The sequence below is a fragment of the Salinibacter ruber DSM 13855 genome (genome assembly GCF_000013045.1).
GTDB classification, from domain to species: Bacteria; Bacteroidota; Rhodothermia; order Rhodothermales; family Salinibacteraceae; genus Salinibacter; species Salinibacter ruber.
In genome coordinates this window covers 3,034,180-3,060,607 of the sequence record NC_007677.1, presented here as the reverse complement: position 1 = coordinate 3,060,607, position 26,428 = coordinate 3,034,180, and the positions used below count along the sequence as shown (strand labels likewise).

The 26,428-nt window shown below is 68.5% G+C and carries 21 protein-coding genes; 10 read left to right on the top strand and 11 right to left on the bottom strand.

Annotated elements, in window-relative coordinates:
• The first annotated feature begins 112 nt into the window (after positions 1 to 112).
• Positions 113 to 1,534, top strand: a complete 1,422-nt coding sequence (locus SRU_RS12855) for an amidohydrolase family protein (RefSeq protein ID WP_221231646.1) — start codon at positions 113 to 115, stop codon at positions 1,532 to 1,534.
• A 38-nt stretch (positions 1,535 to 1,572) separates the two neighbouring features.
• Here SRU_RS12855 and SRU_RS12850 read toward each other — a convergent pair whose 3' ends face one another.
• Together SRU_RS12850 and SRU_RS12845 are read right to left on the bottom strand one after the other, a co-directional pair.
• Positions 1,573 to 2,394 carry a DUF3108 domain-containing protein gene (locus tag SRU_RS12850; RefSeq protein WP_164923643.1) on the bottom strand — a complete coding sequence of 274 codons (822 nt, stop codon included), beginning with the start codon at positions 2,392 to 2,394 and terminating at the stop codon, positions 1,573 to 1,575.
• 154 nt (positions 2,395 to 2,548) lie between these two features.
• Positions 2,549 to 3,601 (bottom strand): TlpA family protein disulfide reductase, encoded by a 1,053-nt coding sequence (locus SRU_RS12845; RefSeq protein WP_164923642.1) that lies wholly within the window; start codon positions 3,599 to 3,601, stop codon positions 2,549 to 2,551.
• 539 nt (positions 3,602 to 4,140) lie between these two features.
• On the opposite strand from SRU_RS12845, the gene SRU_RS12840 reads away from it, so the two are divergent.
• From SRU_RS12840 to SRU_RS12810, 7 genes are all read left to right on the top strand, one after another.
• Positions 4,141 to 4,941, top strand: coding sequence for a metallophosphoesterase (locus tag SRU_RS12840; protein WP_011405162.1), 801 nt, complete (start codon positions 4,141 to 4,143; stop codon positions 4,939 to 4,941).
• A gap of 211 nt (positions 4,942 to 5,152) precedes the next feature.
• Complete coding sequence (locus SRU_RS12835) at positions 5,153 to 6,898, top strand: L-aspartate oxidase (protein ID WP_011405161.1); 1,746 nt, start codon at positions 5,153 to 5,155, stop codon at positions 6,896 to 6,898.
• A 7-nt stretch (positions 6,899 to 6,905) separates the two neighbouring features.
• Entirely contained in the window at positions 6,906 to 7,511 is a 606-nt protein-coding gene (locus SRU_RS12830) for a hypothetical protein (RefSeq protein WP_011405160.1), read from the top strand.
• 48 nt (positions 7,512 to 7,559) lie between these two features.
• Positions 7,560 to 9,650, top strand: coding sequence for an ATP-binding protein (locus SRU_RS15650; protein ID WP_262504699.1), 2,091 nt, complete (start codon positions 7,560 to 7,562; stop codon positions 9,648 to 9,650).
• A gap of 33 nt (positions 9,651 to 9,683) precedes the next feature.
• The gene (locus tag SRU_RS12820) at positions 9,684 to 11,051 is read left to right on the top strand and encodes a hypothetical protein (protein ID WP_011405158.1); all 1,368 of its coding nucleotides are present in this window, start codon (positions 9,684 to 9,686) and stop codon (positions 11,049 to 11,051) included.
• A gap of 70 nt (positions 11,052 to 11,121) precedes the next feature.
• Positions 11,122 to 11,457, top strand: a complete 336-nt coding sequence (locus tag SRU_RS12815; RefSeq protein WP_118829345.1) for a GCN5-related N-acetyltransferase — start codon at positions 11,122 to 11,124, stop codon at positions 11,455 to 11,457.
• A 47-nt stretch (positions 11,458 to 11,504) separates the two neighbouring features.
• The gene (locus SRU_RS12810; protein ID WP_011405157.1) at positions 11,505 to 12,437 is read left to right on the top strand and encodes an SDR family NAD(P)-dependent oxidoreductase; all 933 of its coding nucleotides are present in this window, start codon (positions 11,505 to 11,507) and stop codon (positions 12,435 to 12,437) included.
• A 73-nt stretch (positions 12,438 to 12,510) separates the two neighbouring features.
• Here the strand turns inward: SRU_RS12810 and SRU_RS12805 are convergent, their stop codons facing one another.
• Positions 12,511 to 13,005 carry a CBS domain-containing protein gene (locus SRU_RS12805; protein ID WP_043552617.1) on the bottom strand — a complete coding sequence of 165 codons (495 nt, stop codon included), beginning with the start codon at positions 13,003 to 13,005 and terminating at the stop codon, positions 12,511 to 12,513.
• Between the two features lie 175 nt (positions 13,006 to 13,180).
• Positions 13,181 to 14,134 (bottom strand): CHRD domain-containing protein, encoded by a 954-nt coding sequence (locus SRU_RS12800; RefSeq protein ID WP_011405155.1) that lies wholly within the window; start codon positions 14,132 to 14,134, stop codon positions 13,181 to 13,183.
• A gap of 346 nt (positions 14,135 to 14,480) precedes the next feature.
• Between SRU_RS12800 and SRU_RS12795 the strand changes: the two genes are divergently transcribed.
• Positions 14,481 to 15,704: an FAD-dependent oxidoreductase gene (locus tag SRU_RS12795; protein WP_164923640.1), complete on the top strand. Its 1,224-nt coding sequence runs from the start codon at positions 14,481 to 14,483 to the stop codon at positions 15,702 to 15,704.
• 127 nt (positions 15,705 to 15,831) lie between these two features.
• Here SRU_RS12795 and SRU_RS12790 read toward each other — a convergent pair whose 3' ends face one another.
• The 4 genes from SRU_RS12790 to SRU_RS12775 all read right to left on the bottom strand — a co-directional run bounded on the left by SRU_RS12790 (position 15,832) and on the right by SRU_RS12775 (position 20,835).
• Entirely contained in the window at positions 15,832 to 17,523 is a 1,692-nt protein-coding gene (locus SRU_RS12790) for a CCA tRNA nucleotidyltransferase (protein WP_118839799.1), read from the bottom strand.
• A 124-nt stretch (positions 17,524 to 17,647) separates the two neighbouring features.
• Entirely contained in the window at positions 17,648 to 18,367 is a 720-nt protein-coding gene (locus SRU_RS12785; protein WP_011405152.1) for a bactofilin family protein, read from the bottom strand.
• 45 nt (positions 18,368 to 18,412) lie between these two features.
• Complete coding sequence (locus tag SRU_RS12780; RefSeq protein WP_164923639.1) at positions 18,413 to 19,441, bottom strand: ParM/StbA family protein; 1,029 nt, start codon at positions 19,439 to 19,441, stop codon at positions 18,413 to 18,415.
• Between the two features lie 227 nt (positions 19,442 to 19,668).
• Entirely contained in the window at positions 19,669 to 20,835 is a 1,167-nt protein-coding gene (locus tag SRU_RS12775) for a D-TA family PLP-dependent enzyme (protein WP_011405150.1), read from the bottom strand.
• A 140-nt stretch (positions 20,836 to 20,975) separates the two neighbouring features.
• On the opposite strand from SRU_RS12775, the gene SRU_RS12770 reads away from it, so the two are divergent.
• A complete protein-coding gene (locus tag SRU_RS12770) occupies positions 20,976 to 21,485 on the top strand; it encodes a thioredoxin family protein (protein ID WP_164923638.1) in 510 nt (169 codons plus the stop codon).
• Positions 21,486 to 21,538: 53 nt separating this feature from the next.
• Here SRU_RS12770 and SRU_RS12765 read toward each other — a convergent pair whose 3' ends face one another.
• From SRU_RS12765 to atpD, 3 genes are all read right to left on the bottom strand, one after another.
• Positions 21,539 to 23,569 (bottom strand): peptidylprolyl isomerase, encoded by a 2,031-nt coding sequence (locus SRU_RS12765; protein WP_237701748.1) that lies wholly within the window; start codon positions 23,567 to 23,569, stop codon positions 21,539 to 21,541.
• 596 nt (positions 23,570 to 24,165) lie between these two features.
• A complete protein-coding gene (gene atpC, locus SRU_RS12760; RefSeq protein WP_011405147.1) occupies positions 24,166 to 24,615 on the bottom strand; it encodes an ATP synthase F1 subunit epsilon in 450 nt (149 codons plus the stop codon).
• Between the two features lie 77 nt (positions 24,616 to 24,692).
• The gene (atpD, locus tag SRU_RS12755) at positions 24,693 to 26,195 is read right to left on the bottom strand and encodes a F0F1 ATP synthase subunit beta (protein WP_011405146.1); all 1,503 of its coding nucleotides are present in this window, start codon (positions 26,193 to 26,195) and stop codon (positions 24,693 to 24,695) included.
• Between the last annotated feature and the right edge of the window lie 233 nt (positions 26,196 to 26,428).

Below are 26,428 nucleotides of genomic sequence, written 5' to 3'. Positions count from 1 at the left end.
AGGCTCGCTCCGATCTGGAGCGGGCCTTTGCTGTTTGGGGGAACGTTGACGCCGACGAGATCCGTTCCGTGGCGTGCATGTGTTGTTCTGCCCGTCGGTCCCCGCCGCCCTCATGACGCCCGTCCGTATCCGCCCACTTGTCGCTCTCCTGTGCATTTTCCTGGCGGGCGGCGTCGGGCTGGAAACGGCCCGGTCCCAACCCACGACCGTGCTTCGGGGCGGGCAGTTGTTCGACGCCACGGACACGACCCTCACGGACAATCCGGGCATTGTCGTGCGGGCCGGCAAAATCGTGGACCGGGGCGCGACGGCTCTCGACACGACCGGGGCCCGGATCGTGCGGCTCGGGCCCGACCACGTCATCCTGCCGGGGCTCGTCGACCTGCACGCGCACTACGCGGTCGACTTCTTTGGGGCGGGGCGCGTGGAGGAGACGGAGGGCTACCCGCTGCTGTACCTCGCCAACGGCGCCACCACCACGTTCACCGCGGGGGAGATGCAGCCGAAAAAGATGCGCCGCGTCCGGCGGGCCATTGCGCGCGGCGACCGGATCGGGCCGCGCATGCTCACGTCCGGCCCCTACTTTGGCAAGGCGCGTCCCGGCTGGGACACGACCCGCACGCCCGCCAGCATTCGCCGGGAGGTGGACCGGTGGGCGGCCCGCGGGGTGGAGCACTTCAAGGCGAAGCGGCTCCAGGCCGAGCTCCTCCGTGCCCTCATCGATCAGGCGCACCGGCACGGCGCCACCGTGACGGGCCACCTCGGGTCCGGCTCCGGCCAGAGCGTGAATCCGCGCACCGCCATCGACATGGGCATCGACCGCATCGAGCACTTCCTGGGCGGGGCCCAGTTGCCCGACACCGCCGGGGCCTACGACGCGCTCCCCACCGCCACCCCCGACGAGCCGGCCTTCGACCGGATCGCGCAGCACTTCCGGGAGCACAACGTCTACTTCGACGCCACCATCTCGGCGTACGGCTACTACGGCACGCGCGAGTCCGACGTCTACGCCGACTGGCCGGACGCCCAGCAGTATTTCACGCCATACCTGCGGTCTGTGCTCGCGGAAGAGGACTACCAGGCGCCCGTTCCGCGCTTCCAGCGCATCTTTGAGCTGAAGCTCGACCGCATCAAGGCCTTCTACGAGGCCGGGGGCGGCGGCCTCATCACGCTGGGCACCGACCACCCGAGCTGGGGCGAGTACCTGGCGCCCTTCGGCGTGCACCGGGAACTGCAGGCCTTCGTGCGGGCGGGCATCCCGGAGGCCGCGGCGCTCCGCATCGCCACGATCAACGGGGCGCGGGCTGTCGGGAGGGGGGACCGGCTCGGCACCCTGACGGTGGGCAAGTGGGCGGACCTGTTCGTCGTGCGCGGAAATCCGCTGGCAGACATCCGAAATACCCGCAACGTCGAGTGGGTGATGGTGCGCGGCGACTTGCACCGGGCGGCGGCCCTCCGGGAGGCGGCCCGCGGCACGGTGGGGCCGGACGATGCAGCGGCGGCGGAGGCCTTCAAGCCGGATCGGGGGCCGTAGGTGGGGGGCATGCGGTTGGGCGTGGTGTAGCGACCGTCCTACTTGGCATCCGGGGACGCTTGCATCTCCATTGACGACAGGGTTTGACGGATTGTGCGGGTGCCCTGGCCCGTGGCCACCTCCGTCGCCCACTTGACGTAATAACGGGGCGCCGTCTTGCGGAGGTGGACGGTGCCGGTGATGTATCCGCCGCCGACGTTCAGGTCGACCACGTAGGTCTCAAACGTGCCGGCGGGCGTCTCGACCGTCTCCGTGCCGGTCACCTCGAATTCGGCCCGCTTCACCGACTGGTCCTGCGGAGAGAAGACCCGGAGCGCCGCCCGGAAGCCCGGCTCCAGCGGCATCGCGCCGAAGGCAACGACGTCGTGAACGCCTCCCGCAAGGGTTGGGCCGTCCAGGTCCTTGCTGATCGGTTTCGACTGGCCCCGGCGCTTCATGGTGCCGGAGGCCGCCATCCCACCCGCCGTGGAAGGGCCGGTGTAGGTGAGGTCCATCACAACACGCCCGCGGAGGTGTCGCGAGATGGGAAGCAGGGAGGAGCGGTCCACGATTAGGGAGTCGGTGCGGAGTCCCCCAGGGGTCTCAATCGTGTTTACGAGCGTCCAGGTGTCGGCCCCGCCGGTGGCGGTCCGGGCGAAGGTCTGCGTCGAGGAGAGATCTCGGGGCCGGCCGTCTATTTTCATCGTGGCGTCGTAGGAGAGCGTCGCGGGCGCCAGCTTCGTGCCGTCGATTTTCTCGAATCCGTCCGTGTCGCCCGACGGTCCGTCCGGCCCCTGGGCCGCCGCCGGGACGGTCGCCGCCGCGGAAAGGAAGGCCGCGAAGAAAAGCGCAAGAACACATCGGAAGAGCAGTCGGCTCATGGCGAGTCGGGGAGAAGAGGAGAGTGCGTGAAAGGTGTTTGCTCGGCGTCCGGTGCAGAAACCGGTGAGGGAGGACATGCCAGGGGCACCACGGGCGTGCCCGGCACGTGCCACGTCCGCGTCAGGCAAGCCCTTGGGGCCCTAGACGGCCGGTCTACAGGGATGCGTTCGATTCCTGTCCGCTGGCGTCTTCTGAATGGGCGCCTTCCGAAGGGGCGTTTTCCGAATCAAGATCCTGGGCCAGGACCTCCGAGATTGCCCGGGCCATTTTCTTTCCGCTCCCGACCCCGCGGTGCACGCGCAGAATTTGGCCGTCGGGCCCGACCAGAATGGTGGCCGGGAGTCCCTGGATGTCGAACCGGCCCCGCAGCTTCTTCTGCAGGTCGCTTCCCTTCGGCACGAAGGCGTGGTCCCAGGGCATCTCCCACTTGTGAGCGCGGAATTGCTTCACGGCCTCCCGGGTGTCCCGCATCGCGACGCTGAGGATGGTGAAGTCCTCTCCGCCGTGCGTCCGGTAGGCCTCGTGAAGGTGTGGCATTGCCCGGATGCAAGGCCCGCACCACGTGCCCCAGATATCGATCAGGACGGTCTGGCCTTCGAAATCGCGCTTCGTATAGGTGGCCGTCGGGTCTGAGAGGGCCGGAATCTCGAAGTCCGGGAGCGGCTTTCCGGCCTGGATCTGACTGTCAGGATCAAAAAGGCGCCGGGCCTTCGTGGCGTAGTGGGTGCCCTCGTGGCCGTCGGTGAGGCGCCTGTAGAACTGGTCTTGTGTCTCTCCGCGCTCGGCGGAGGAGGCGACCTGAAGCCCCCCGAAGAGAAACTCCGCCCGCACCGCCGGGTCTGGGTGCCGGGTGCCCGCCTCGCGGAGAAACGTCAGCACCGAGTCGGACCAGGCGCGGGGGTAGGCCACGCGGCCAATCTGAAAGGCGGTCTTGGCCGCTGCGAAGCGTTTGGTTGAGTCCTGGAGCCGCGTCCAGTGGCGAGAGGTCGGGCCGAGCTCCGCCCGCAGAAGCCGCCGTGCCTGCGCCGCCTCGTCGGGGGCAAGCACGGTCCCGGCCACCCGAATTGTATCCTGTGACTGGGCGGAAGCCGGGTGGGCCCCTCCCGTCAGAAGCGCCAGGCCGACCGCCAGAAGCAGGGCGGGATGCATCGTGGAGACGCGAGCACTTGTGCAGAGCCCATCTGCACCCAAACCAAAAGAACGCATGGCTGCACCGGTCTATACATTCGAAAGAAACCGTGGCTCAGAGGAGCCTCTCAAACAGGCGCCCCCTGAGAGCCCTTTCGTTGAGCTGTCTCCCGTCGGAGCGTCGGTTCAGATCGACTGGTCGACCTACGGGTTCGGGGCCTGAGACCAACCGGGCCCCCAGCGCGGTGGGCCGTCGGGATAACGCGCCGAGTCGATACACGGGGGCCCTGCTCTGCGGGGAGCGTCTCCTCGATCGCCGTTGATGCCCGGCCCAGGGCGAGAGAGACCGTTCTTCTCTTCTGGGCGGCTGACTCCTCACGGGCAGCGCCGCCGTCGCACGAGGTCGCGGGGGACACGCCTTCCTCCGGGAGAGCGAAGGAAAAGACGGTCTGAGACGGAGCACCGGTCCGTGAAGGGGGCGAGGGGGGCTCCACTGCCGGGGGCGGTCTCCCATTGTTTCCTTGCCCCGGGTGCGCTCGGAAAAGTCGGAGGCGCGTCCCCGTGCCCTTTCATGACGTGTGCCCGTTGCAATTTGCGCTCAAGGAGTTCCCCTGCCAATGCGCCTCCGCATCCTCAGTGACGTCCACATCCGGGACCACGGGCCGCCCGACCTGTGCCGCCGGGCCGCCGACCCGCCCGCCGACGCAATTCTCATAGCGGGCGATACCCACCGAGGACCGGAGGCCATCCGATGGATGCGGGCCACCTTTCCGGAGCGCCCGGTCGTGTGCGTGGCGGGGAACCACGAGCACTACGACGGCTGCCTCGATGCGACGCTCCCCGCGCTACGACGTGCCGCCGACGACCCGTCCGCCGCGGCCCGTGGCGACGCGAACCCGGACGGGGTGTATTTCCTCGAACGGGACGAGATTGTGCTCGGGGACCTCCGGATTCTGGGATGTACCTTCTGGACGGACTTTACCCTGTTCGAGGGGCGGCGGGCCCGTGCGATGCGGGCCTGCCGGGCCGACGTGGACGACTACCGGCGCATCCACCTGCTCCGCGCCCGCCGTGCGCTCCGGCCCCGAGACACGGCGCGCATTCACCAGACGTCGATCCGGTGGCTACAGGATCGCTTTGCGGAACCGCCGTCCGGCGTACGGGCGACGGTGGTGCTGACCCACCATCCCCCGTCGCGCCGGTCCGTGGACCCGCGGTACGCCGACAGCCTCACCAGCGCCGCCTTCGTGGCCCGCCAGGGGCCGCTCGTCGAGGCCTCCGGCGCGGCGCTCTGGGTCCACGGGCACGTCCATGCCTCCTTCGACTATCGGCTCGGCGGCACGCGGGTGCTGTCCAATCCGCAGGGGCACGGCGACGAGAACCCCGGCTTCCGGTCCGACCTGGTCGTCGAGGTGTAAGCCCCTGCCCCCCTCGCTCAGTGTTGGACGTGGGGAAGGACGCTGGACCTCCGTCGGCGCCTGGGCGCGCGGCGCTGCTTCTGCAAACGAGATCGCCACAGCTGTTACGTTCTTTCTATTCCTCAGTCGTAGCAGAAAATAAAGAATACCGGGCCCCCCCGCGTCCGTTGTGGCAGTGTTAGCAAGCAAGCGCACGATCAGAGCACGTTCTATGAGCACTGTTTCCAACCCCGAGACCGTATCCACGAGTGTTCTCATCATTGGGGCCGGCGGGGCGGGGCTCCGCACCAGCATCGAGCTGGCCGAACAGGGGGTCGACTGCCTCGTCCTGGGCAAGCGCGCCCACGGAGACGCCCACACCATCTGGGCGGCGGGCGGCATCAACGCCTCCCTCGGCAGCCTCGACCCTGAGGACCGGTGGGAGATTCACGCCGCCGACACCCTCGACGAGGGGCACTTCGTGAACGACCCCACGGCCGTCGAGACGCTCTGCAAGCGGGCGCCGGACCGCATCCGGGAGCTCGCGGAGTGGGGCATGGACTTTGACCGGACCGACGAGGGCAAGATTAACCAGCGCTACTTTGGCGCCCAGTCCTTCCGTCGCACCTGCTTCGTGGGCGACCGCACCGGGCAGGCCCTCATGGATACCCTTGTCCAGAAGGCGATGGACCTGGAGGTCCCGTACCGCGAGAACCTGTACATCACCGATCTGATGGTGGAGGGCGGGCAGGCCGCCGGGGCCGTCGGGTTCGACATGGACGCGGGGCGGCCTGTGGCCTTCGACGCGGACGCCGTCGTCATCGCGGCGGGCGGCCACACCTCGCTGTACCGCCGCAGCTCGTCGCGCACCGACGAGAACACGGGCGATGCGCAGGCCCTGGCGTTCAACGCCGGCGTGCCGCTGCGCGACATGGAGTTCGTGCAGTTCCACCCCACTGGCAAGGTGAAGCCGGAGGCGGAGGCGGGGCACCTCGTCACCGAGGCGGTTCGCGGGGAGGGCGGGCGGCTCTACAACACGGAGGGCGAGCGCTTCATGGAGCGCTACTCGCCGACGCAGATGGAGCTGGACGCCCGCGACGTTGTGGCCCGTGCCAACGAGCAAGAGATCCGTGAGGGCCGGGGCACGGAGGATGACGCCGTGCTGCTGGACATTTCCCACCGCGACGACGACTACATTCACGACCGGCTCCCCCGCATGGTGGAGGAGTTTGCCGAGCACGGGATCGACATCACCGAGGAGCCGATGGAGGTGGCGCCGACGGCCCACTACGCGATGGGCGGCATCGAGGTCGACTTCGAGACGGCCCAGACGCAGGTCGACGGCCTGTACGCCGTCGGCGAATGCACGGCCGGCGTGCACGGGGCCAACCGCCTGGGCGGCAACTCGCTCATCGAGACCGTCGTCTTCGGTCAGGTGGCCGGAAATCACATCGCCGAGACGCTGGGCAGCCGCACGAGCCCGTCACTCTCCGACGCGGCGGTGCGGGACCACGTCGCCACCCAGGACACGCTCGCAGCGGCTGAGGGAGGCCACACGCCCGCCGAGATCATGGATCGGCTCCGCGATCTGATGTGGCAGCACGCGGGCATCCTCCGTGACGAGGACGGTCTCCTGAACGGCCTCGGGAAGCTGCAACGGCTCCGCGCCGACGCCGAGGACCTGCAGGTCCAGGCCGACCGTACGAGCCGCCGCTACGAGCGGGCGCAGAACCTGCGCTTCATGTTCACCACGGCGGAGACGATCCTGCGGGGGGCACTGGAGCGCAAAGAGTCGCGGGGGGCCCACGCCCGCACCGATTACGAGGCGAAAGACCCCGACCTGCGGAAGAACATTCGGAGCCTCCCCACGGGCGACGGCGGAATGGAAATTGGCATGGAGGCGGCCGGCCGGCCCTCTCGCCGCGTCCAGCAGGCCGTCGACGAAGACCACGAGCTCGACTATCACCACCTGGAGTAACCCCTTCATGCCTCGTTCCCGGACGGGCCTGCCCATCGTCGCGCTGGGAGTCCTGCTGCTGGGCAGTGCCGTGGCGCTGCCCCCGGCGGCCATCGCCCAGACGTCTGGCCCCGACCGGCGAGAGGCCGATGCACGCTGGGCGGCGCTCCGGAGCGACGTCCTGAGCCCTGGGTTCTTTTTCAAGAGCATCGGGTCCGCCACCGGGGCGCACCTCGACGACGATCCAGGCGCCTGGGGCGAGACGGTCGGCGGGTACGCGGCCCGTGTCGGGTCGAGTACCGGAGAATCGGTGCTCCAGACCGGCACGATGCACGGGCTGGCCGCCGCCCTACACCTTGACATTCGTCCCCGCCTGGGCCGCCACAGCGGCACGGGAGCTCGGCTTCGGCACGCAGTGTTATCCCCTTTCATTGCCCGGACCCCCACCGGCGCTCGCGTGCCGAACGCCCCGAATGTCGCCGCCACCTACGGCGGTGCCCTCGCCCAGGCGCGCTGGGAACGAGGGACGTGGGCCCCCGGCCGCGCCCTCCGAAGTACGGGCGTATCCCTCGGAATCGACGTTCTGATCAACATCTTCCGGGAGTTTCTCGGGACGCCACTCAGCCGCGACTAGGCGCTCGTCGCGACGCGCTTTTCTGTAGTTCCTGTTTGTATGGCTCCGATGGCCGACTCCACCCCTGACACGCGGCCGCCCGACGCCCCGGACGACCCGGTCGAGGCCCTTACCGTCGACGCGCTCCACACGGCCCTCAATGATGCGGGATACATCTGCTCCCGGGAGCGGGCGCGGAGCGTGATGGCCGCCCTCATGACCGACCCCCTGGGCGGCTTTTTCGCGTTCGGCCCGCCCGGCACCGGCAAGACGTGGCTCTTGGAGGTGCTGGGGGACATCCTGGACATGGAGACCTTCTTCAAGCAGGTGAGCCCCGGCAGCCGGGAGGAGGATTTGATCCTCGATCTGCTCCCCGACGAGAATGCGGAGAGCGGCATCAAGAAGCAGTGGGGCGAGCTGCCGAAGGCCGTCCGGGCCAGCCACGAGGGCAACACGCTCCTCATCCTCGACGAGTGGGACAAGACGCGCCCCACCGCCGACGCCTTCCTGCTCGACTTTCTGCAGAACGGGCGGGTCAACTACGGCGACATCCAGGTGCAGGCGAACATGGACAACCTCTACGTCTGCATCACGCTCAACGACGAGCGCGACCTGTCCGGGCCGGCCCACCGGCGGATGCCGTACCTCCACTTCGAGCCGCTGCACCCGTCGCTCGTCCGCGAGGCGCTGCGCCGGTCGCACGGCGGCCACCCGTATCTGGAGGCGGCCGTCAACCTCTACGTGCGGTGCGAGCTGTCGATGATGGAGAAAAGCTGCACGATTCAGGAACTGCAGCAGCTGCTCGACGCAATCAGCGTTCTCGGGCCCGACGACGCCGACTGGGACCAGCTCGTGCTCGACTACGTGACCAAGGACCGGGACAACCACCGGCTTCTGAAGAAGGCCGAGGACGTGGACACGTCCGACTGGGAGGACGCAGGGTGGACTGAAGGGCACGACGCGGACCCGCTGGATCCGTCCGCTTACGCCCCGGTCGACCTTCCGAACCAGGCGCCGGCGTCCAACGGAGAGGGGGACGAGGGGGCGCGCCTGCCGCCCATGGCGGACGTGAAGGGGTACACGCCGCCCCAAAACGACGAGACCCCGGACCTGGAGGCTGCGTTCGCCGCGCTGGAAGGGACCGATTCGGTCTATGACGCCCTCACCCGCCAGGAGTCCCCGGCGGAGGCGCCGGACCGCTTCGGGCGCGTGCAGGTGCAGGGCGACACCATCACCTTCGACGCCCCGGTGCCGCTCATGGAGCACGACGGGTACGCGGCCGAGCTGTGGGGGCACCCGGGGGAGGTCGTGTTCGTGGAGGAGGCCGCCACCCGTGCGGACCTGCGCCTGCTCCAGCAGGAGCGGGGGCTGGAGTTCATCTCCTACGCCGACGAGGAGATTATCGGGCGCTACGAGGGGCTGCACCTCCGCTGGACGCCGGACATGGGCGCCGAGATCATCGTGCCGACCGCCCGGCGGGACACGTTCGACGACCTGTTCCGGGGCACCTGGCTGAACGAGGCCGACATCGCGGGGCCTGCGGACCTGCCGACGCCCGTGCTCGCCCGCCTCGGGACGCAGCAGGCCGGGGTCGTAGAGGCCCGTCACGCCGATGAGCCCGTGGCGGATCCGTACTTCGCCGGCGTCTTCGACTACTGGACCCAAAGCGAGCAGGACACCGTCGAGACCGCCGAGGTCTCGGGGTACGACGCGTTCATGGACCATGCGGAGGCGCACGCCGACCCGTTGATTCTGGAGGGCGACGCCGTTTATGCCCTCTTCGACGGACTGCTAATGGGCCTCGTCGGGGACGAGAACGACTACCTCGTCGTGTCGGTCACCGGGCCGTTCGACCCCGCACTCGAATCGTACCTCCAGCACTGGCTCCCCAACGCCAAGCTCTCCCTGCGCCGGAAGGCGGCCGTGCAGGTCCCCGCCAAGACGCTCGTGCAGGACCACGGATTCGGCGTGGTCCGCCCCTCCGACGACCGCCCGAGTCCGGGCAAGAAGCTCGTGCGCATCGAGGACGGAGTCAAGAGCATCTACCGCGACGGGCACCTCACGGTGGGGACTCAGATGTCGGGCCGGCAGATTACGGCCCATCGCGCAGAGCTCCTCATCGGCAACATCGACCAGACGCTCGACGAGTTTACCGGGTAGCGTCCCGCACTGTGCCACACCCGCCAGCCTGCCATGCCCGACTCGGCCCCCGACAATGCGTCTCCGAATTCCGAAGCGACGGCGGACGAAGAATCGTCCCCTGCGGTAGAGCGCCGTTGGCGGCCCGTGGCCGACGCGCCGTTCCGCACGCCCACGTCGTCGGAGGCGGAGGTACCGACCGACGCCCCGGAGTCGCCCCCCGACGCGCCCCCGGGCGACGAGGGGCCGGGGCAGGGCGACCACGACCAGGGGACTCCCGACCCGTCCGCGGAGCACCCCCCTGAGCCCGACCCGAACCAGGACGGGTCGGTCCCTCCGGAGCACGGAAGGGCGGAGGAATCGGGGGCGGCCGATGAGTCCGCCGGGGCCAGCGCCGTGCCGGACGGCGCCTCCGAGTCCGGGAGCGGCCCCCCCGAACAGACCGGCCCGCCCAGCACCGGTGTGCCCGACGCGAGGCCGTCCGACAGCGGGGACCCGGGGCGCAACCCGACTGAGTCCCAGCCCGACCCTGCTGATCCAGACGAGGCGGCGGACACGCTTCCGCCGCAGGCGCCCTCCGACGAGGAGAGAGCGGCCGCCCGCGAGGTCAACGACGAGGCCCTCACGGACGACCCCGACGACGGGTCGTGGATCGAGCAGGTCCAGGATCCGCCCGAGGCCCCTCCCCTCGATGAGGAGCAAGCGGACGAGGAGGAATTCTTTACCGACGAGCACCGTCGCGCGCACGGCGCCGAGCAGGTGGAGGAGGAGCTCCAAGAGTTCGCCTACGAGATCAACGAGGGCACGGCCGACACCGAGTGGACGCCTTCGGACCGGGAGGACCACCGGATCGCGTCGATGTTCGCCCGCCTCGTAAGCAAGGTGGCCGAGGACATGAGCTACCAACAGGTGCCCGGGGACGAGTTCTGGGACCCGCGCAAGATCATGCGACGGCAGATCGACCGCCGGCCCCTCCAGCACTGTAAGATGGACTACACGAAGCGCCGGCTGGCCCTGCTGGTCGACACCTCGCCCTCCTGCCGCGACGAGGCGGTGTTCTACTCGAAGGTTGCCACCGGCGCCCTCCTCCGCGACGACATCGACATTTTCCTGTGCCCCAACGGGCGCATCGATGCCCAGTTTGACCCGGGCCCGATGCGGTTCGTCAACGACGATCGGGGGGCTGCGTGGGACCTGGAGGGACGCGTGGTCCTCTACTTTACCGACTGGGACGGAACCGACGAGATCGTGGAGCACTCCCGGAACTGCACCCTCTACTGGTTCGACAACTGCCCCCCGTCGAACTACTGGGAGAGCGCGCGGGACCGCCATCAGCGGGTCCGGCTCCAGTACCGAGGGCGGCACTTCCACTGCCCCGACACCGAGGCGTTCGGGCGGCTCGCGCGCAAGATTCGGCCGTGAGGACGCGGGCGTTCGCGCCGGTCATCGCAACGCCCCCATCGACGCCCGTCCTCCCAAAGCCAACAAGAGCATGCCGATGCCCCAGCAGACGTGCCTGTTTGCGTCGCCCGACGAGACGCCCTCGGGGCTCGTGCGCACGATGGAGCATCTCGCGGAGGACATTCTTCCCGCGAAGGCCGCGTCGGGGGCCTATCCGGTGCGGTTCGATCACTGTTTCAAGCGCATCGCGTACGACGTGGCGGTGGGGACAAAGTGGGACACCGACGTGACGCCGCCCTTCTGCGCGAACGCCACCCCGGCACAGCTCCGTCGCGCCATAGACGTGTTGCGGGCAATGGCGCGGGATCCGGACCGGGCCCACGAGTACAACCGCTACTCCCTACGCTGCCGCAACGCCGACGCGTAGGTACGACTGTCCCTTCTCCGTTCTGAGTCTCAATCCTCAACGATCCAATGAGCACACGCCCCGAGTCTCTCGCGACCGTCACGGACATCGACTGCACCGGACAGACGGCCCTCGTCACCGGCTCCACGAGCGGCATCGGCCGCGTGGCGGCGTATGCGCTGGGACGGCTCGGGGCGGAGGTGATCGTGCACGGCCGCGACCGCGAGGCGGGAGAGGCGGTCGTCGAGGGCATCCGCGAGGAGGGAGGCGAGGCGGCCTTCGTGGCGGCGGACTTCACGGAGGCCGCCGCGATCCGTACGCTGGCGGAGACGGTCCGTACGGAAACGGACGGGCTCGACCTCCTGCTCAACAACGCCGGGGGGCTGTTTCGGGAGGGGCGGCTCGTGGAGGGCATCGAGCGCACGTTCTACGTAAACCACCTCGCCCCGTACCTGCTGACCGCCGAGCTCCTCGACCACCTGCGCGAGGACGCCCGCGTCGTCACGATGGCCTCCGACGCCCACCGCGGGGCCGAGCTCGATCTGGACCGCGTGCGCACCGTCGACGGGTACTCCGGAATGGGGGCCTACGCCCACTCGAAGCTCGCAAACGTGCTGTTCGCGTCGGAGCTGGCCCGTCGCCTGGACGCCGCGGGCCGCCCCGCCGTGTCCAACAGCCTCCATCCCGGATTCGTCCCCGGAAGCCAGTTCGGACGGTTCCTGCCCGGCCCGCTCTCGGGCCTGTTTCAGATGCTGGGCGTGGTGCCGGGCACCTCGTCGGTGGCCGACGGGGCCGCCGAGCTCCTGCACGTGGCCGTGTCGCCCGATACGGCCGATGTCTCGGGGCGGTACTTCTCGGGGCAGTCGCCCACCACGCCGGCGGCTGCGGCCCGGGACCGGGCGGCCGCCGAGCGCCTGTGGCACCGGAGCGCGGAGCTGCTGGGCATGGACGTGCCCCTGTCTGACGCCGTGTCCGGGTCGGCCGCGACCGACGCGTCGTAGCCGCCGCGCCGGCCCGTGTGGCCTTTTCCGATGGAGGGCAGCCACGGCCCCACCGGCCGAGTCCCATCGTGGACTATCCGTACTGGCGCACGACGTACTCCTCCTCCATGTACTCGATCAGCTGAAGGGCCTTGGACTTCGCCGCCTCCGAGAGCTGCCGCATGCAGTCGCGCATCGAAATGATGCCGCTAAGCTGCCCGTCGGCGTCGACCACCGGCAGGTGACGGCACTGCAGGTCGCGCATTCGGTCGAGGGCGTCTTCGAGCGACTGGGCCGGCGTGACGGTCGCTACGTCCTCCGTCATGACGGTTTGCACCGCGGTGTCCCTGGGGGCGCGTCCCTCCAGCGCCATCTTGCGCATGTGGTCGCGCTCCGTAAAGATGCCCGCGATGGCGCCGTCGGCCGTCACCACGATGGAGCCGACCCCGATCTCGGCCATCCGGTCGATGCAGTCGTAGACGCTGTCCTGGGGCGCGGCGGTGAGCACGGTGGTCGGGTCGTGGAGGGCGCCCTTCGCCTCAAGCACGTCCTCGACGCTGGAGTTGGGAATTGCGGGTTCGTCGTCCATTGGAAGCAGGAATGCAGTAACACAGGAATGCAGTAACGAAGGTGATCGGAGGCAGGCCCGTCGGTCCAAATGGACATACGGGGCAGAAACACGAGCAGGAAAAGGGACCCCCCGACACGTGGTCGGACGGTCCCTTTTCCGGTTCGTGTGATACGTGACGCTAAGCGGGGATGCACTAGTATCCGCCGCCCCCACCTCCACCGCCGCCCCCGCCGCCATCGTCGCCACCACTGGCATTGGCACCGATGTTGCCCTGCGCGACGACATTGCCAAGCTTCGCGGCGCTCTGGTGAACGTTAACGTAACCGTCGAAGCTCGTCAGGTTGTCGTAGGAGCGGTTGACGAGCTTGCTGCTCCGAGCCGCAGAGTCGGTGCCGTCAACAGGGCTGAGGTAAATCTCGATGCCCCCTCCCGATCCGCCGATCACACCGTTGTGGATGTGCGCCGGGTGGGATACGTCCGCTCCCGTTGCACCGTCGACATTGAGCTTCCAGGTGACGATTGTCATTCCGTTGGTCACCTCGTTAAACGTCACCTGTCCTGGAATGCCGTCCGGAGCGACGCTGCCATCGTTCGGGTTGGCGGACAGTGAGTACGTCGTTGATTGGGGATTGTCCACTACGTTGAAGCCTTCGCTGGGCTGGCCGTCGGCGTTGGCCCCAATGTTGCCCTGCGCAACGACATTGCCGAGGTTCGCGGCGCTCTCGTGGATGTTGATGTATCCGTCGAAGTCGGCAAGATTATCAAACGATCGATCTACGACCCGAGCACTTGTCCCCCCTCCGCCGGTGCCGTCGATTGGGCTGAGGTAGATCTCGATGCCCCCTCCCGACCCGGCGGCGCCGTTATGGATGTGCGCGGGGTGGGACACGGTTGTGCCTGTGGCTCCACCGTTGAGTTCAAGCGTGACGAGTGTCTGGTTGGGGCCCAATTCCCGAAAAGTGGCCGTGGCGCTCAAGCCGTCGGAGAGCGCCCCGTCGTTGGACTGGGCCGACAGGTCGTAGCTCACTTGGCGGAGAGGCTGATCTGCATTCATTCCCGAATCGCTGCTGTCACAGCCGGCCAGTACCCCGAGGGCCAGTGGAAGAAGGCAGAGGATTGGGAGGGTAGAAGTACGGAAGGCATCCATGAGGCTAGGCTCGGTGGTCAGAAGGACATGCTCCGGAAGAGCACTATTAAGTATGTGAGTGCGGTACCTATTCTGCGTCGAGAAGGTGCAAACGAGGCCTGTTCAAACGTGACGACCCTGCGATCTACCCTTACGGTCGTGTTATCTCGTGGGAAGTCGCCCGTGGTCGTGTGCTGCGTTCCCACATGAGGACCGCCATTCCTTCTCGTCCGCAGTCGAGACGTCCACGAGGTTGTGAAAGACATGTCTCATATCCCCAGCGCCCGGACAACTACGTCCTGAAGGGGTGTCTAACTTTTGTGCTCATCGGACACTTCCCCAATTTCTCCACGGACCCCCGCCCAACATGAACGACTCCCCCGCAGTACTCGTGATTGGCGGCGGCGCCACCGGCACGGGCATCGCCCGGGACCTCGCGCTGCGCGGCGTTGAGGTGCTTCTGGTGGAGCGGGAGGGGCTCTCCAGCGGGGCCTCTAGTCGCTCCCACGGACTGCTACACAGCGGGGCCCGTTACGCCGAGGCCAACCGGGTGGGGGCGGAGGAGTGCATCGCAGAAAACCGCGTCCTCCGGTCCATCGCCGGGGCGTGCATCCGGGACACCGGCGGCCTGTTCGTCCAGCTGGCCGACGACGACCCGGACTACTTCGAGGAGAAACGGGCGGCCTGCGACGCGATTGGGATCGAGACGACCCTGCTTAGCGCGGCGGAAGCGCGCGCCCGCGTGCCGGGCCTGTCGGACGATGTGGAGCGGGCGATGTGGGTGCCCGACGGGGTGGTGTACCCGTCGCGCCTCAGTGCCGCCAATGCCGCCGATGCCGAGGCCCATGGCGGGTTCGTGCGTCCCCACGCACCCCTTGAGGACCTGGTGGTTGAGAGGGGACAGGTCGTGAAGGCACTGATCGGTGGGACGGTCGACGCGGCGGTCGAGCCGACATACGTCGTGAACGCGACGGGGGCCTGGGCGGGCACGGTCGCGTCGATGGCCGATGTCGACCTGGGAATGGCCCCCTCCCGGGGCGTCATGATCTCGGTGGAGTACGAGGGCCTCGGCCCGGCGCTGAACCGGTGTCGCGACCCGGACGACGGGGACATCGTCGTGCCCCACGACGACGAGGTGGTGCTGGGAACCACGAGCGTGCCGGTGTCGGACCCGGACGACTACGAGGAGGCCGACTGGGAGGTCGAGACGTCCGTCCGGGAGTGCGCCACCATGCTGCCCCCTGTGGCCGACGCCCCGACGGTCCGCACGTGGTGGGGCGTGCGGCCGCTGTACGCCCCCGACGAGCAGGCGAGCAATCGGCGCGGCATCTCGCGGGGCTTTACCACCGTGGACCATGCCGCCGACGGGGTGGACAACTTTGCCAGCATCGTCGGCGGCAAGCTGACGACCTACCGACAGATGGCCGAGGCCGTGTCCGATCACGTCTGCGGCGAGCTCGGCGTGGACGCCGCGTGCGAGACGGCGACCCGGCCGCTGCCCGGCGCCGACGACCCCGACCGGCTCGACGAATTCGTCGCCGCCTACGACGGACAGGGACCGACCGACGCGGACGTGTCCGGACAGGGATAATGTTTCTGCCCGTGCGATCCGGCCTGTCGATGGGGTTGAGACGAGGGAAAGGCCCGCCAGAAACAGGAGGCTCCTGCCAGTCCACTCCGCTGTTGCACAGAGCGGATCGATCCGTGCAGTAGGGGGGCTACGGATCCGCTTCGTCGGTGGAGGGCCCGTCCGCCAGCGCCTCCTCCTTCACGGCGTTCAGGTAGTCCAGTGCCGCCTCGCGGTCGTCCGGCAGGTCCGGGTCCTCGAAGACGACCTCCTTGATCGCGCCCAGCGCCCGGTTCTCCGGCCCGTCGAGCCGGTCCTGCATCGCCTCGAAGAGGGCGCCGCGGCGGAGCGCCTCGTCCTTGATCGCCATGAGGTGGTCGTAGGCCGCGTCGTGCTCGTTGGGAATCTCGCCGTCGAGAATGGCCTCGCGGATCCACGTCTTGGCGATGCCCACGGCCACCCCCTCTTCGATGCCGAGCGTCTCCATGATCTCGTACCCGTCCACCGGCGGCTCGAAGTTGCGGAGGCGGTCCTTCTCCTCCACGGCCCGCATCTTCTCCTCCACGCGGTCGAAGGCGCGCTGGTAGCGGCGGCGCCGGTCCGGGTTGTTCGAGGTGACGTCCGACCGCACCAGGGTCATGAGGTCGTCGATGTCGTCCCCGGCCTCGTAGAGCAGGCGGCGCACCGCCGAGTCGGTCACCTTCTCGTCCGCCAGCGCGATGGGGCGGAGATGGAGGCGGACCAGTTTCTGCACGTAGTCCAGCCGCTCGTCGGTCGGCAGGCGCCACTTGCGGAAGAGGTCCGGGATCATGCGGGCGCCCACGTCCTCGTGGCCGTGGAAGGTCCAGCCGTCCTCCGGATCGAATCGCTTGGTCTTGGGCTTGGCGATGTCGTGGAGGAGGGCGGCCCACCGGAGCCAGCGCGTCTCCGCCCCGGGCCGGTCCGACGTCCGCTCCGCGACGTTGTCGAGCACCTCGAGCGTGTGGTAGAAATTGTCCTTGTGGTCGCGCCCGTTGACCACGTCCACCCCCTTCAGCCGCTGAATTTCAGGCATGACGTGCGCCAGCACGCCGGAGGCCTCCAGAATCTTGAAGCCGATGGACGGCGTGTCGGCCTCCAGCATCTTGTGGAGCTCTTCGGTGATGCGCTCCTGGCTCAGGATCTCGACGCGGTGGGCCTGCGTCCCCATTGCGTCGAACACGCGGTCGGACACCCGAAACTCGAGCTGCGTGGCAAAGCGGGCGGCCCGGATCATGCGGAGGGGGTCGTCCTCGAACGTGTCCGCCGGGTCGAGGGGCGTGTCGATGGTCTGCCGCTCCAGGTCGCGCCGGCCGTCGAACGGGTCGAGGAGGGCGCCGAAGCGGTCCGGCGTGAGGTGGATCGCCATCGCGTTGACCGTAAAGTCGCGGCGGTACTGGTCGTCCTCCAACGTGCCGGCCTCCACCTCCGGCTTTCGGGAGTCGGAGCGGTAGCTCTCCTTGCGGGCGGCCACGAACTCCAGCACGAGCGCGTCGTCCGGGTGGTCGTCGGGGAGCGCGTCCGCGGCGGGGATGCGGATCGCGGCGGTGCCGAACTTGGGGTAGACGTGTGCGGTGCGGCCGCCGAGGGCCTCGCCCACCGCCTCGGCCAGTGCGATGCCGGTCTCGGGCCCGACGGTGACGAAGTCGAGGTCCGTAGTGGAGCGGCCCAGGAGCACGTCGCGCACCATGCCGCCCACGGCGTACGCCTCGATGCCCTTCCGCTCGGCCACGCGCCCGATCGTGCGCAGGATCGACTCGTAGGGAACGTCCCGTAGCCGGTCGGCCAGGGTGTCGATGTCAGTGTAGGAAGGGGCCTCCGTCATGCCGTCGGGACGTCTTGAACACCAGTTTCGCGGTGTGTATGGACGGCATGGGCCCCCGGTTCGTTCGGCGGGGGCGGGGCTTTTCGCCGGCAATTTGGGAGACCGCGTGGTGAGGGCGGCGGCATCACCACTCAATCGTGGAGAGGGTGTCTTCCGTGTCGTCGGTGTTTTCGGCATCCGGCGTCTCGGGCTCGGCGCCGGACGGGTCCGTCGAGGGGGCGGCCGGCGAGGAGGACGGGGATTCCGGAAGGCCGTCCCCTTCTTGGAGGGGGCGAAAGGAGGCGGTCTCCTCCCCGGTATCGGTGGACTCGGGGGGCGACGACGGCTCAATGTCGAGCGTAACGGACCGCTCGGCGGCCTCGGACGGCTGTTGCCCCGACGAGTCGGCCGGGGGCTCGTCGGGGGACGACGAAAGGGCAGGGATTGTGTATGCCTCGGCGGAGAAGAAGGCGTCCTTCAGAACCGGAATCTGGTCCGCGGTGTCGCACAGGCCCCCCTCAAAGTCGGCCTCGTCCTCAATTGTCAGGGCCTCGGCACACAGAATGCCGTGCACCGACGCGGTTTGCAGCACGACGAGGTCCGCCTGCGCGTGCAGGATCCCTGTCGCGTCGCCGGCGATTCGGATCGACCCGGCCCGAATTTCCCCGTGGATGGCGCCCCCGCGGGACACGTGCACGTGCCCCTCGGTCGTCACGTCCCCGTCGAGGACCCCATCGACCCGGAGGTCGTCCTCCTTCAGGTCAAACGTCCCCTGTGCGGTCGTGTCCTCCCCGAGCACCGAGAGGGCCGACGAGGGGGCGGCGGCGTCATCGTCGTCGGTCGAGCGTCGAAAAAAGTTGAACATGGCGGCCGGAAATTGTTCGAACGGAACAGGCGAAGGGCCTCCGGGCTACGCGCGCTCTCGGTCGAACAGCGTGACGGAGGTGTTGGCGTTGCCCAGGTCGAGCCCGACGGCGTGGTCCGGGCTCTTGCCGTTTACGCCGGCGGCGTGGAGCGCAAACCCTCGGCTCACGTGGGCGGCCGGATCCGGCACCACCTCCAGGGAGAGGACCTCCCCAAACTCGTCGTCGAAGGCGTCCACGAGCTCCGTGTAGAGGGCGCCGCCCCCGGCGAGGTACATCTTGCGGGTCTGCCCGAAGTCGCTGTCGTCGAAGGCCTTTTTGAGGGCCGGGGACACGACGTCGTTGTAGTAGATGCGGAGCACCTTCTGCCGAAGCTCCGAGAGGTCGTAACGCTGGCGCCCGGCCACGACGGTGCCCCGGCGCATCGCCATGTCGATCTGGTGCTCGGTGGGCATGTCCAGGTAGTGCTTCTCCCGGAGCCGCTCGGCCATCATCGACGTGGCGTAGCGGAGCCCGTGTCCGCTCGTCGCCGTTCGCTGGACGGGGCCGGAGGGAAGGCTCAAGACGGACTCGAACGTTCCGTACCCCAGCGAGACGGCGAAGAAGGGGTCGTCTTCTTCGATCTCCCCCTCGCGGGTCGCCGTCACGTGGCCCTCGATCTCCGGAAGGACCTCCACGTCCGCAATGTCCACGCCCACGACCGAGTGCTCCCCCTCGCCGAAGGGGCGCCCGTCGAACTCAATTTCCTGCTCGCCTTCAATCAGGTTGCCCGCGCTCCGGCGGTGGACCCGGTACGAGGAGTAGGGGAAGCCCGTCGTCAGCGTCAGTGGCGTGTCGGCCCCGCCGGCCTGGGCGACCAGAAGCCCGGCCCGAAGCAACAGGCGGTAGTCGAGGTCGGAGGGGGCGTTGTTGATGCCCTTGTGGGGGGCCGTCCCCTCGCGGAGGGCAAGGTCCCCGACGACGTACTGCTCATCGTCGACCTGGACCTTCAGGCCCTCGAGAAGCCCGTCGGCCACGTCGACCAGCTCGGTCGTGTTGGTTTCGAAGACACTCGGAAACGACTGTGTTTTCAGCATCGCGCTAGAAATTTCAAGAGACCCGGACAGCGAAGGCGGCACGTTCCCAGACGGAGGGACCGGCTGGGTCTCTTGTTATCGCCACGATTGTCGGTGTATTAAGCGCACATGCTTTCGACCAGGGAGAACCGACCACGGAGGCCCGCCGGAGGCCTCGGTTCCGCCGGCCCGCGAGGACGGGACCGGCACCGGGGGAGGCACGAACCGTGAAGAAGCGGGCCGCAGGATTACCCCCCTCGGGCGTCGACCGACCACGCGTCCACGACGGAGGGGCCGTCCACGACGTGGAGGGTGTCCTGGTTGGCCACGGTGACGCAGGCGTGGTTCGGGACGATGCGGAGCCGGTCGCCCACCGTCAGGTCCGCATCACCGGTCATCGTGAGCCATCCGTGCTCCTCCGAGAGATGATCGACGCGAAGGCCCGGGTGAGGGCGCATCTGCGCGGCATCGGCTAGGGCAATGCCGTGTCCGTCCGTGCCGTAGCCGGTGTCTGTGGTGAACACCTTTTTTCCCGCGTCCACGAACGCGTGGGCGGTGCCGTCGGGTTTTTGCTGCGTGCTGACGACGGTTGTGAGCACCGTGAGGGCGCAGTCGCCGAGCGGGGCCGCGCCGAGGGCGACCTGCATCGCGTCGTGCATCACGTAGTTGCCGGGGCGAATCTCGGTGACCCGAAAGCCGTCGCGCGTCGCGTTCTCGAAGGCGGCCATCGACGGCGTGGAGCCGACGCTGATCTCAAGGTCGTCGGGCGTCACGTCCACGCCATCCGCCTCGGCGAGGGCGCACGCCACGGACAGCATTCGGTCCCGCTCGTGCCGCGCGGCGCGGCGCAGGGCTCCTTTCGCTGTCTCGTCGTCGGACGGGCCGTCGTAGGCCTGGCCGGCGTGCGTGAGAATCCCCGCAAGCTGGAGGCCCGGCAGGGACGCGATGTGCTGCGCCAGCGCCACCGCCGCCGCGTCGTCCGCCCAGTGGACGCCGCAGCGCCCGTGGCCCACGTCCACCTCCATGAGCACCTCGACCGGGTTGTCGGCCCCGGCGTAGACGGCCGACGCCTGGTCGGCGCCCGCCATGGTGTCGACCGTGAACGAGAGCGTGGCGGCGGCCCGCAGGGCGCGCAGCCGCTCGTGCTTCGGGCGACCGACGACCGGGTAGGCCACGCGCACGTCGTCGAAGCCCGCCGCGACGAAGGTCTCGGCCTCGTGCACGGTGGCGACGGTGAGGCCCTCGGCGCCGCGCTGTTGTTGCTGCTCGGCGATCGCGACGGACTTGTGCGTCTTCACGTGGGGGCGGAGGGTCACGTCGTTCGCGTCGGCCGTGGCCTGCATGGCCGCAAGGTTCTCTTGCAGGCGCGACTGTTCGATCAGGAGGGCAGGGGTGGAAAGGGCAGACAGGGTCATGAGGAAATGGACGTAAGTGGGGAGGCGTGCGTGAAGGGGCGCGACTGGTCGGGCGGTTCCGTGGGCGCGGAGGGAGGAACCTCCTGCTCCTCAATCCCATCGGACAAGGGACTTTTCATCCCCAGCGCTGCTTCGTCACAATGCGTTTGCTTTTTGCAGTTCGGTCGTTTGTCCTCGTGGCGGTCCTCGTGCTCGCGATGGGACCGGGCCGGGCCCACGCCCAGATGGAAATGCCACCCCGGTCGCTCGGCGCGGTAATCGAGCAGGCGGAAGCGCAAGAGGCGCCGATCCTGCTGGAGGTCTACGCGCCGTGGTGCCCCTACTGCCAGCGGATGCAGGAGAACGTGTACGCGGACGCAGAGGTGCGGTCGTACCTCGACCGCCGCTTTACGTATGCCCGCCTCAACCGCGACACGACGGGGGGCACCCATCGGTTCAACGGCCGCACCCTCTCGTCGAAGGAACTGGGGATGGCCCTCGGGGCGCGAGGGGTGCCCACGACCGTCTTCATGAAACCGGACGGCACCCCCATTGCAAAGCAGCCCGGCTACATCAAGCGGCCCGTCTTCCTCCAGATGCTCCGCTACTTCGGCTCCGGGGCGTACGAGGAGCAGAGCTTCGAGGCGTTCCGGGCACGGGCGTCCGAGTGACCCGCTGCGGACTGCCGGCCATGGGCGAGGGGACGTCAGGTCCCTAGGGGATTTTATTCGTCCGTCGCCTCCACCCGGGCCGACTCAATCCGGTCGAAGGCACGGAGCCGGTCCACGACCTCCATCCCGTCCGTCACGCGTCCGAACGCGGTGTAGCTCCCGTCCAGGTGGGGCTGCATGCTGTGGGAGACAAAGAACTGGCTGCCCTCCGTATCTGTGCCGGCACTGGCCATGCCGATGGTGCCGCGGCGGTGGCCGATGCGCGTCGCCTCGGTGCGGAGGAAGAATCCAGGCCCGCCGAAGCCGTCCCGCCGCGCAAAGTCGCCCCCCTGCACCACGAAGTTGGGCACCACGCGGTGGAAGGGCACGCCGTCGTAGCGGCCCTCCTGCGCAAACCGCGTGATCGCCTGCGTCGTCTGCGGCGCCTGTTCAGTGTCGAGCGCGATCGTGACCGTGCCCCGGTTCGTTTCCAACACGAGGCGCGGGTGCGGGCCTAGCGCCTGGAGGGCGCCCCAGTCGATCGAGGGCGTCTCCGGGAGCGGCTTCGCGGCGGCGGTGACGGTTGAGTCCGTCGCGGCGGAGAGCCCCTGTGCGGCGGTGTTCCGGACGGCGTGATGGGGATGATCGAGCGCGTCGCGGAGGGTCGTCTCGGCCGTCGAGCCCCCGAGCGTGCCGAGCGCCCCCAGCACGGCCGTCATGCCCTCCAAATCGTCGGGCGTGGCGAGTGTGCGGTAGGTGGCGGCGAGCGTGTCGGCGGCGCCCATGGAGGCAAAGGCCGAGTCGGCGAGGGCGGACGCGCCGTGGTAGAGCAGCGCCGGGTCGCCCCGGCGCACGGCGGCGGAGAGTCGTTTGAATGTGGCCTCCGCGTTGGTCGGGCGGGTGCGCTCCCATCGTGCCGTGAGGGCCTGCACGGCGGCCGCGGCCACGCGCACATCGTCGTGCCGGAGGGCGGCGTGCAGCATGGTATCGGCCCGCGGGCGATCGAGGGGGGCAAGGGCGGGGAGGCCCGCGGCGTAGGCCACCGGTGAGCGCTCGGCGCGCCAGCGGCCGACGGTATTGAGGACCCGCTCCGAACGTCCGTTTCGGGCGAGGCCGAGCAGCAGCGGTGCGGTTACGCGCCACCGGCGGGGATGGGCGTCGAGCCAGGCCCCGACGGCCGCGACGCGGTCGGGGGACCAGTCGAGCCCGGCCAGCGTCTCAGCGGCCGTGCGGGCCACGAGCGGATGGCCGTCGTTGAGGGCCGCGACGAGGGCGTTTCGTGATTTGTCGGCGGGAGTGAGCGCCGAGAGCCCCCGGGCAGCCTCCACGCGTGTGCGCCAGTCGGGGGCCGTCCGGAGCCAATCCGCCAGGCGAGGCGCATCGGCGGCGTCGCCCGTCGTGCCCAGTGCCCGAAGCAGATGCATGGCGGCCGGGTCGTCGGGGGCCGTGTCGTTGAGCACGGCGCGGATCGTGTCGGCGCGGCCGGCAGCGAGGGCCTCCACCCGCCCCAGTGCGTACGCCGCGTTGCGGCGCGTCCACGGGTCGTCGGACCGCAGGTGGTTCAGAAGCCAGGTCGTGGCCGTCGAGTCGGTCACGCCGCGCATGCCGTAGCGGGCGATCGTCAGCGCCAGGTCGGAATGACGGGCCGGGGGGGGACGAAGCCGAATGAGGTCGCGTAGGGACTGGGTGTCGCCCGTCGCGCCGAGTGCGTCGATGAGCCGTCGCTGCACCGAGGGGTCGCGCTCGAAGCGTAGGGCTTGAAGCAGCGGGGCCGCCGGCACCCCCGACGGCATCTGGGCGAGGGCGAATGCGGCGTCGGTGCGGACGAGGGGCACGCTGTCGCCCAGCAGGTCGAGGAGCCCGGGAATGGCACTGGTGTCCCGGACGGAGGCGAGGGCAAGGGCGGCCCGGGCCCGCACGTCGGCGTCGTCGGCCCCAATCTTTTCGCGGAGCAGGGCGCCGTTTCGGTCGACCTGGGCCTTCACGACCGCCTGCAGCGCAGGGCGCGTCAGCAGGTCGTCGGATGGGCGCTCGGGCATCGGCTGCGCGGCCACGCCCGTGAGGCTCCAGAGACAGACGAGGGGGAGGGCAAGCCAGGTCCTCATGGGGAGGCGGGACAGGTGAGGAGAGACCGGGGACGGGCAAAAGCGAACGGCGCGACGCGTGTTCGCGCCCTTGCGGCCGCACTCCTGCATCGTCTCGTGCGCACGACCCGACGGCCGTCTCTCGGTGATCGGCTGCTGCAGCCGTCGCGGACGAGGCGGTTCCGTGCGGGAGCAGGGCCCGCTGTGAGGGGCGGGGAGAGGGAAGCGGACAGCCAGGACGCGGGACGCCGGAGAGGTGGAGACGGCGTCCCGGTCCCTTCAAATATAGTATTGAGTGAGCGCGAGAGAGCAGTTGCCCCGAAGGGGTACTCTTTGAGAAAACCCCCGGATTTATCCGGGAGATACACGGACTCTCTCGTTAGCCACAACGAAACAAATTAGTTGCCTAACGATGCGGTTTAATGTCATACCGATAACCAAAGTATGACACAGTTTTCTTTTGAGCATCTGTACCGTCGGGCTGACGGGAGAGGCTTTGGTCTCTAATGCCTACGGAGGGCATGTAAGACCTGAATTGAAAGGACTTCAGGCAGGCCCCGCGAAACAGGAAGTCTTTTCCGTGAGGAAGAATCCCCTCGATTCATCGAGGGGAGAAGTCAAGACTGTCGCGTGCCGACCTTCCCCATGGCGACGCGCAGGCGGTTGCGGGCCCGGTCGCGGGCGGCCTCGTGGGTCTCGCGCTCCTCCTCCTGCACGCCTTCTTCGAGGCGTCGCTTCGCGCGCTCCTCGGCGCTCTCGGCCCGCTCCACGTCGATTTCCGAGGCCGGCTCGACCGTCTCGGCCAGCACGGTGACCTTGTTGTCGATGACCTCCAGAAAGCCGCCGCTCGTGGCAAAGATGATGCGGTCGTTGTGCATGTCGGCGTACTCGTGGGCCGCCTGCGTCTTCACGATGAGGGGCCCGATGCCGAACGCGGCGATCATGGGGGCGTGGTCTTCGCGGACCTCGAACGAGCCTTCAATGCCGGGGGCGCGGACGCCGTTGGCCGGGCCCTGAAACGAGCGCTCGTCCGGCGTCACGATGTCAACGGTCAGTTCGTCGGCCATCTGTGGGTGTTGGGTTTGAGGGTTGAGGGGGGGCGTCGCTCAAATGGTCAACGCACGACGCGTGGCGCCCAACTCGGTTATGCTTCCTCGGCCATCTCCTCGCCGGCCTCGATCACCTCGTCGATCGTGCCCTTCAGCAGGAAGGCCCGCTCGGGCAGGTGGTCGAGCTCGCCGTCGAGAATCATGCGGAAGCCGCGGATGGTCTCCTCGATGGGGACGTACTTGCCGGGCTGACCGGTAAACTGCTCGGCGACGAAGAAGGGCTGGCTGAGGAACCGCTGCACGCGCCGGGCGCGGTTGACGGCCTGCTTGTCCTCGTCGCTCAACTCGTCCATCCCGAGAATCGCGATGATGTCCTGGAGCTCCTCGTAGCGCTGGAGGATCTCCTTCACGTCCTGCGCGGTCTCGTAGTGCTCGGTGCCCAGGGCCCGCTCGTTGAGCATCTGGCTCGTGGAGTCGAGCGGGTCGATGGCCGGGTAGATGCCCTGTGTCGACAGCTGGCGCGAGAGAACGGTCGTGCAGTCGAGGTGGGCAAACGTCGTGGCCGGGGCGGGGTCCGTCAGGTCGTCGGCCGGGACGTAGACGGCCTGGAAGGAGGTAATGGAGCCCTCCTGCGTCGAGGTAATGCGCTCCTGAAGGTCGCCCATCTCGCTGGCGAGCGTCGGCTGGTAGCCCACGGCGCTCGGCATGCGCCCCATAAGGGCCGACATCTCCTGGCCCGCCTGGACGAAGCGGAAGATGTTGTCGAGGAAGAAGAGCACGTCCCGCCCCCCAAGGTCGCGGAAGTACTCCGCAATCGTGAGGCCGGTCAGGCCCACCCGGGCCCGGGCGCCGGGCGGCTCGTTCATCTGGCCAAAGACGAGCGAGATGTTGCTCTCGCTGTTCATCTCGTCGAAGTCGACCTTGTCGAGGTCCCAGCCGCCGGACTCCATCGACTCGCGGAACTCCTCGCCGTAGGTCATCACGCCGGCCTCAATCATCTCGCGGAGCAGGTCGTTGCCCTCGCGGGTGCGCTCCCCAACGCCGGAGAAGACCGAGAGGCCCTCGTGCGCCTTGGCGATGTTGTTGATGAGCTCCATAATGAGGACCGTCTTGCCGACGCCGGCCCCGCCAAAGAGGCCGACCTTGCCGCCCTTCGGCACCGGCTGGATCAGGTCCATCACCTTGATGCCGGTTTCCAGCACCTCCTGCGACCCGGTCAGTTCGTTGTACTCGGGCGGGTCCTGGTGAATGGCCCGGCGCTCGTCGACGTCCGGCTCCGGCAGGCCGTCGATCGGCTGGCCGACGACGTTGAAGAGGCGCCCCCGAATCTCTTCGCCGATGGGCACGCTGATGGGCTGGTTCGTCGCCGCAATGGCCTGGCCGCGCTGCAGCCCGTCGGTCGAGTCCATCGCAATCGCCCGGACGCGCCGTTCGCCAAGGTGCTGTTGCACCTCCAGAATCAGGTCGCGGCTGTCCTCCCGTTCGATCCGGAGGGCGTCCAGAATGTCGGGCACGCCGTCGCGCGGGAATTCGGCGTCGACGACCGGGCCGAGCACCTCGACAATTTTGCCCTTGACTTCGTTGCTTCCTACTTCCATGAGACGGGGTCAGTTATTCGTTGAGAAGAGGGGCCAGACGCTGCAAAGGACGGCGGCGCTTCGCCGGAAGATATCGGTCCATTTGCAGAATGTACACGCTTGAAAACGTAACGGGCGCCGACGGAAAATGCCTACGCGCCGGATGAGAATTCCACGGTTGCGCCGCAAAGAATCCAGGAATTCCGTGCCGGTGCGAATTTCGGTTTCCGATGCCTGATTTCGTAGGTTTTGGA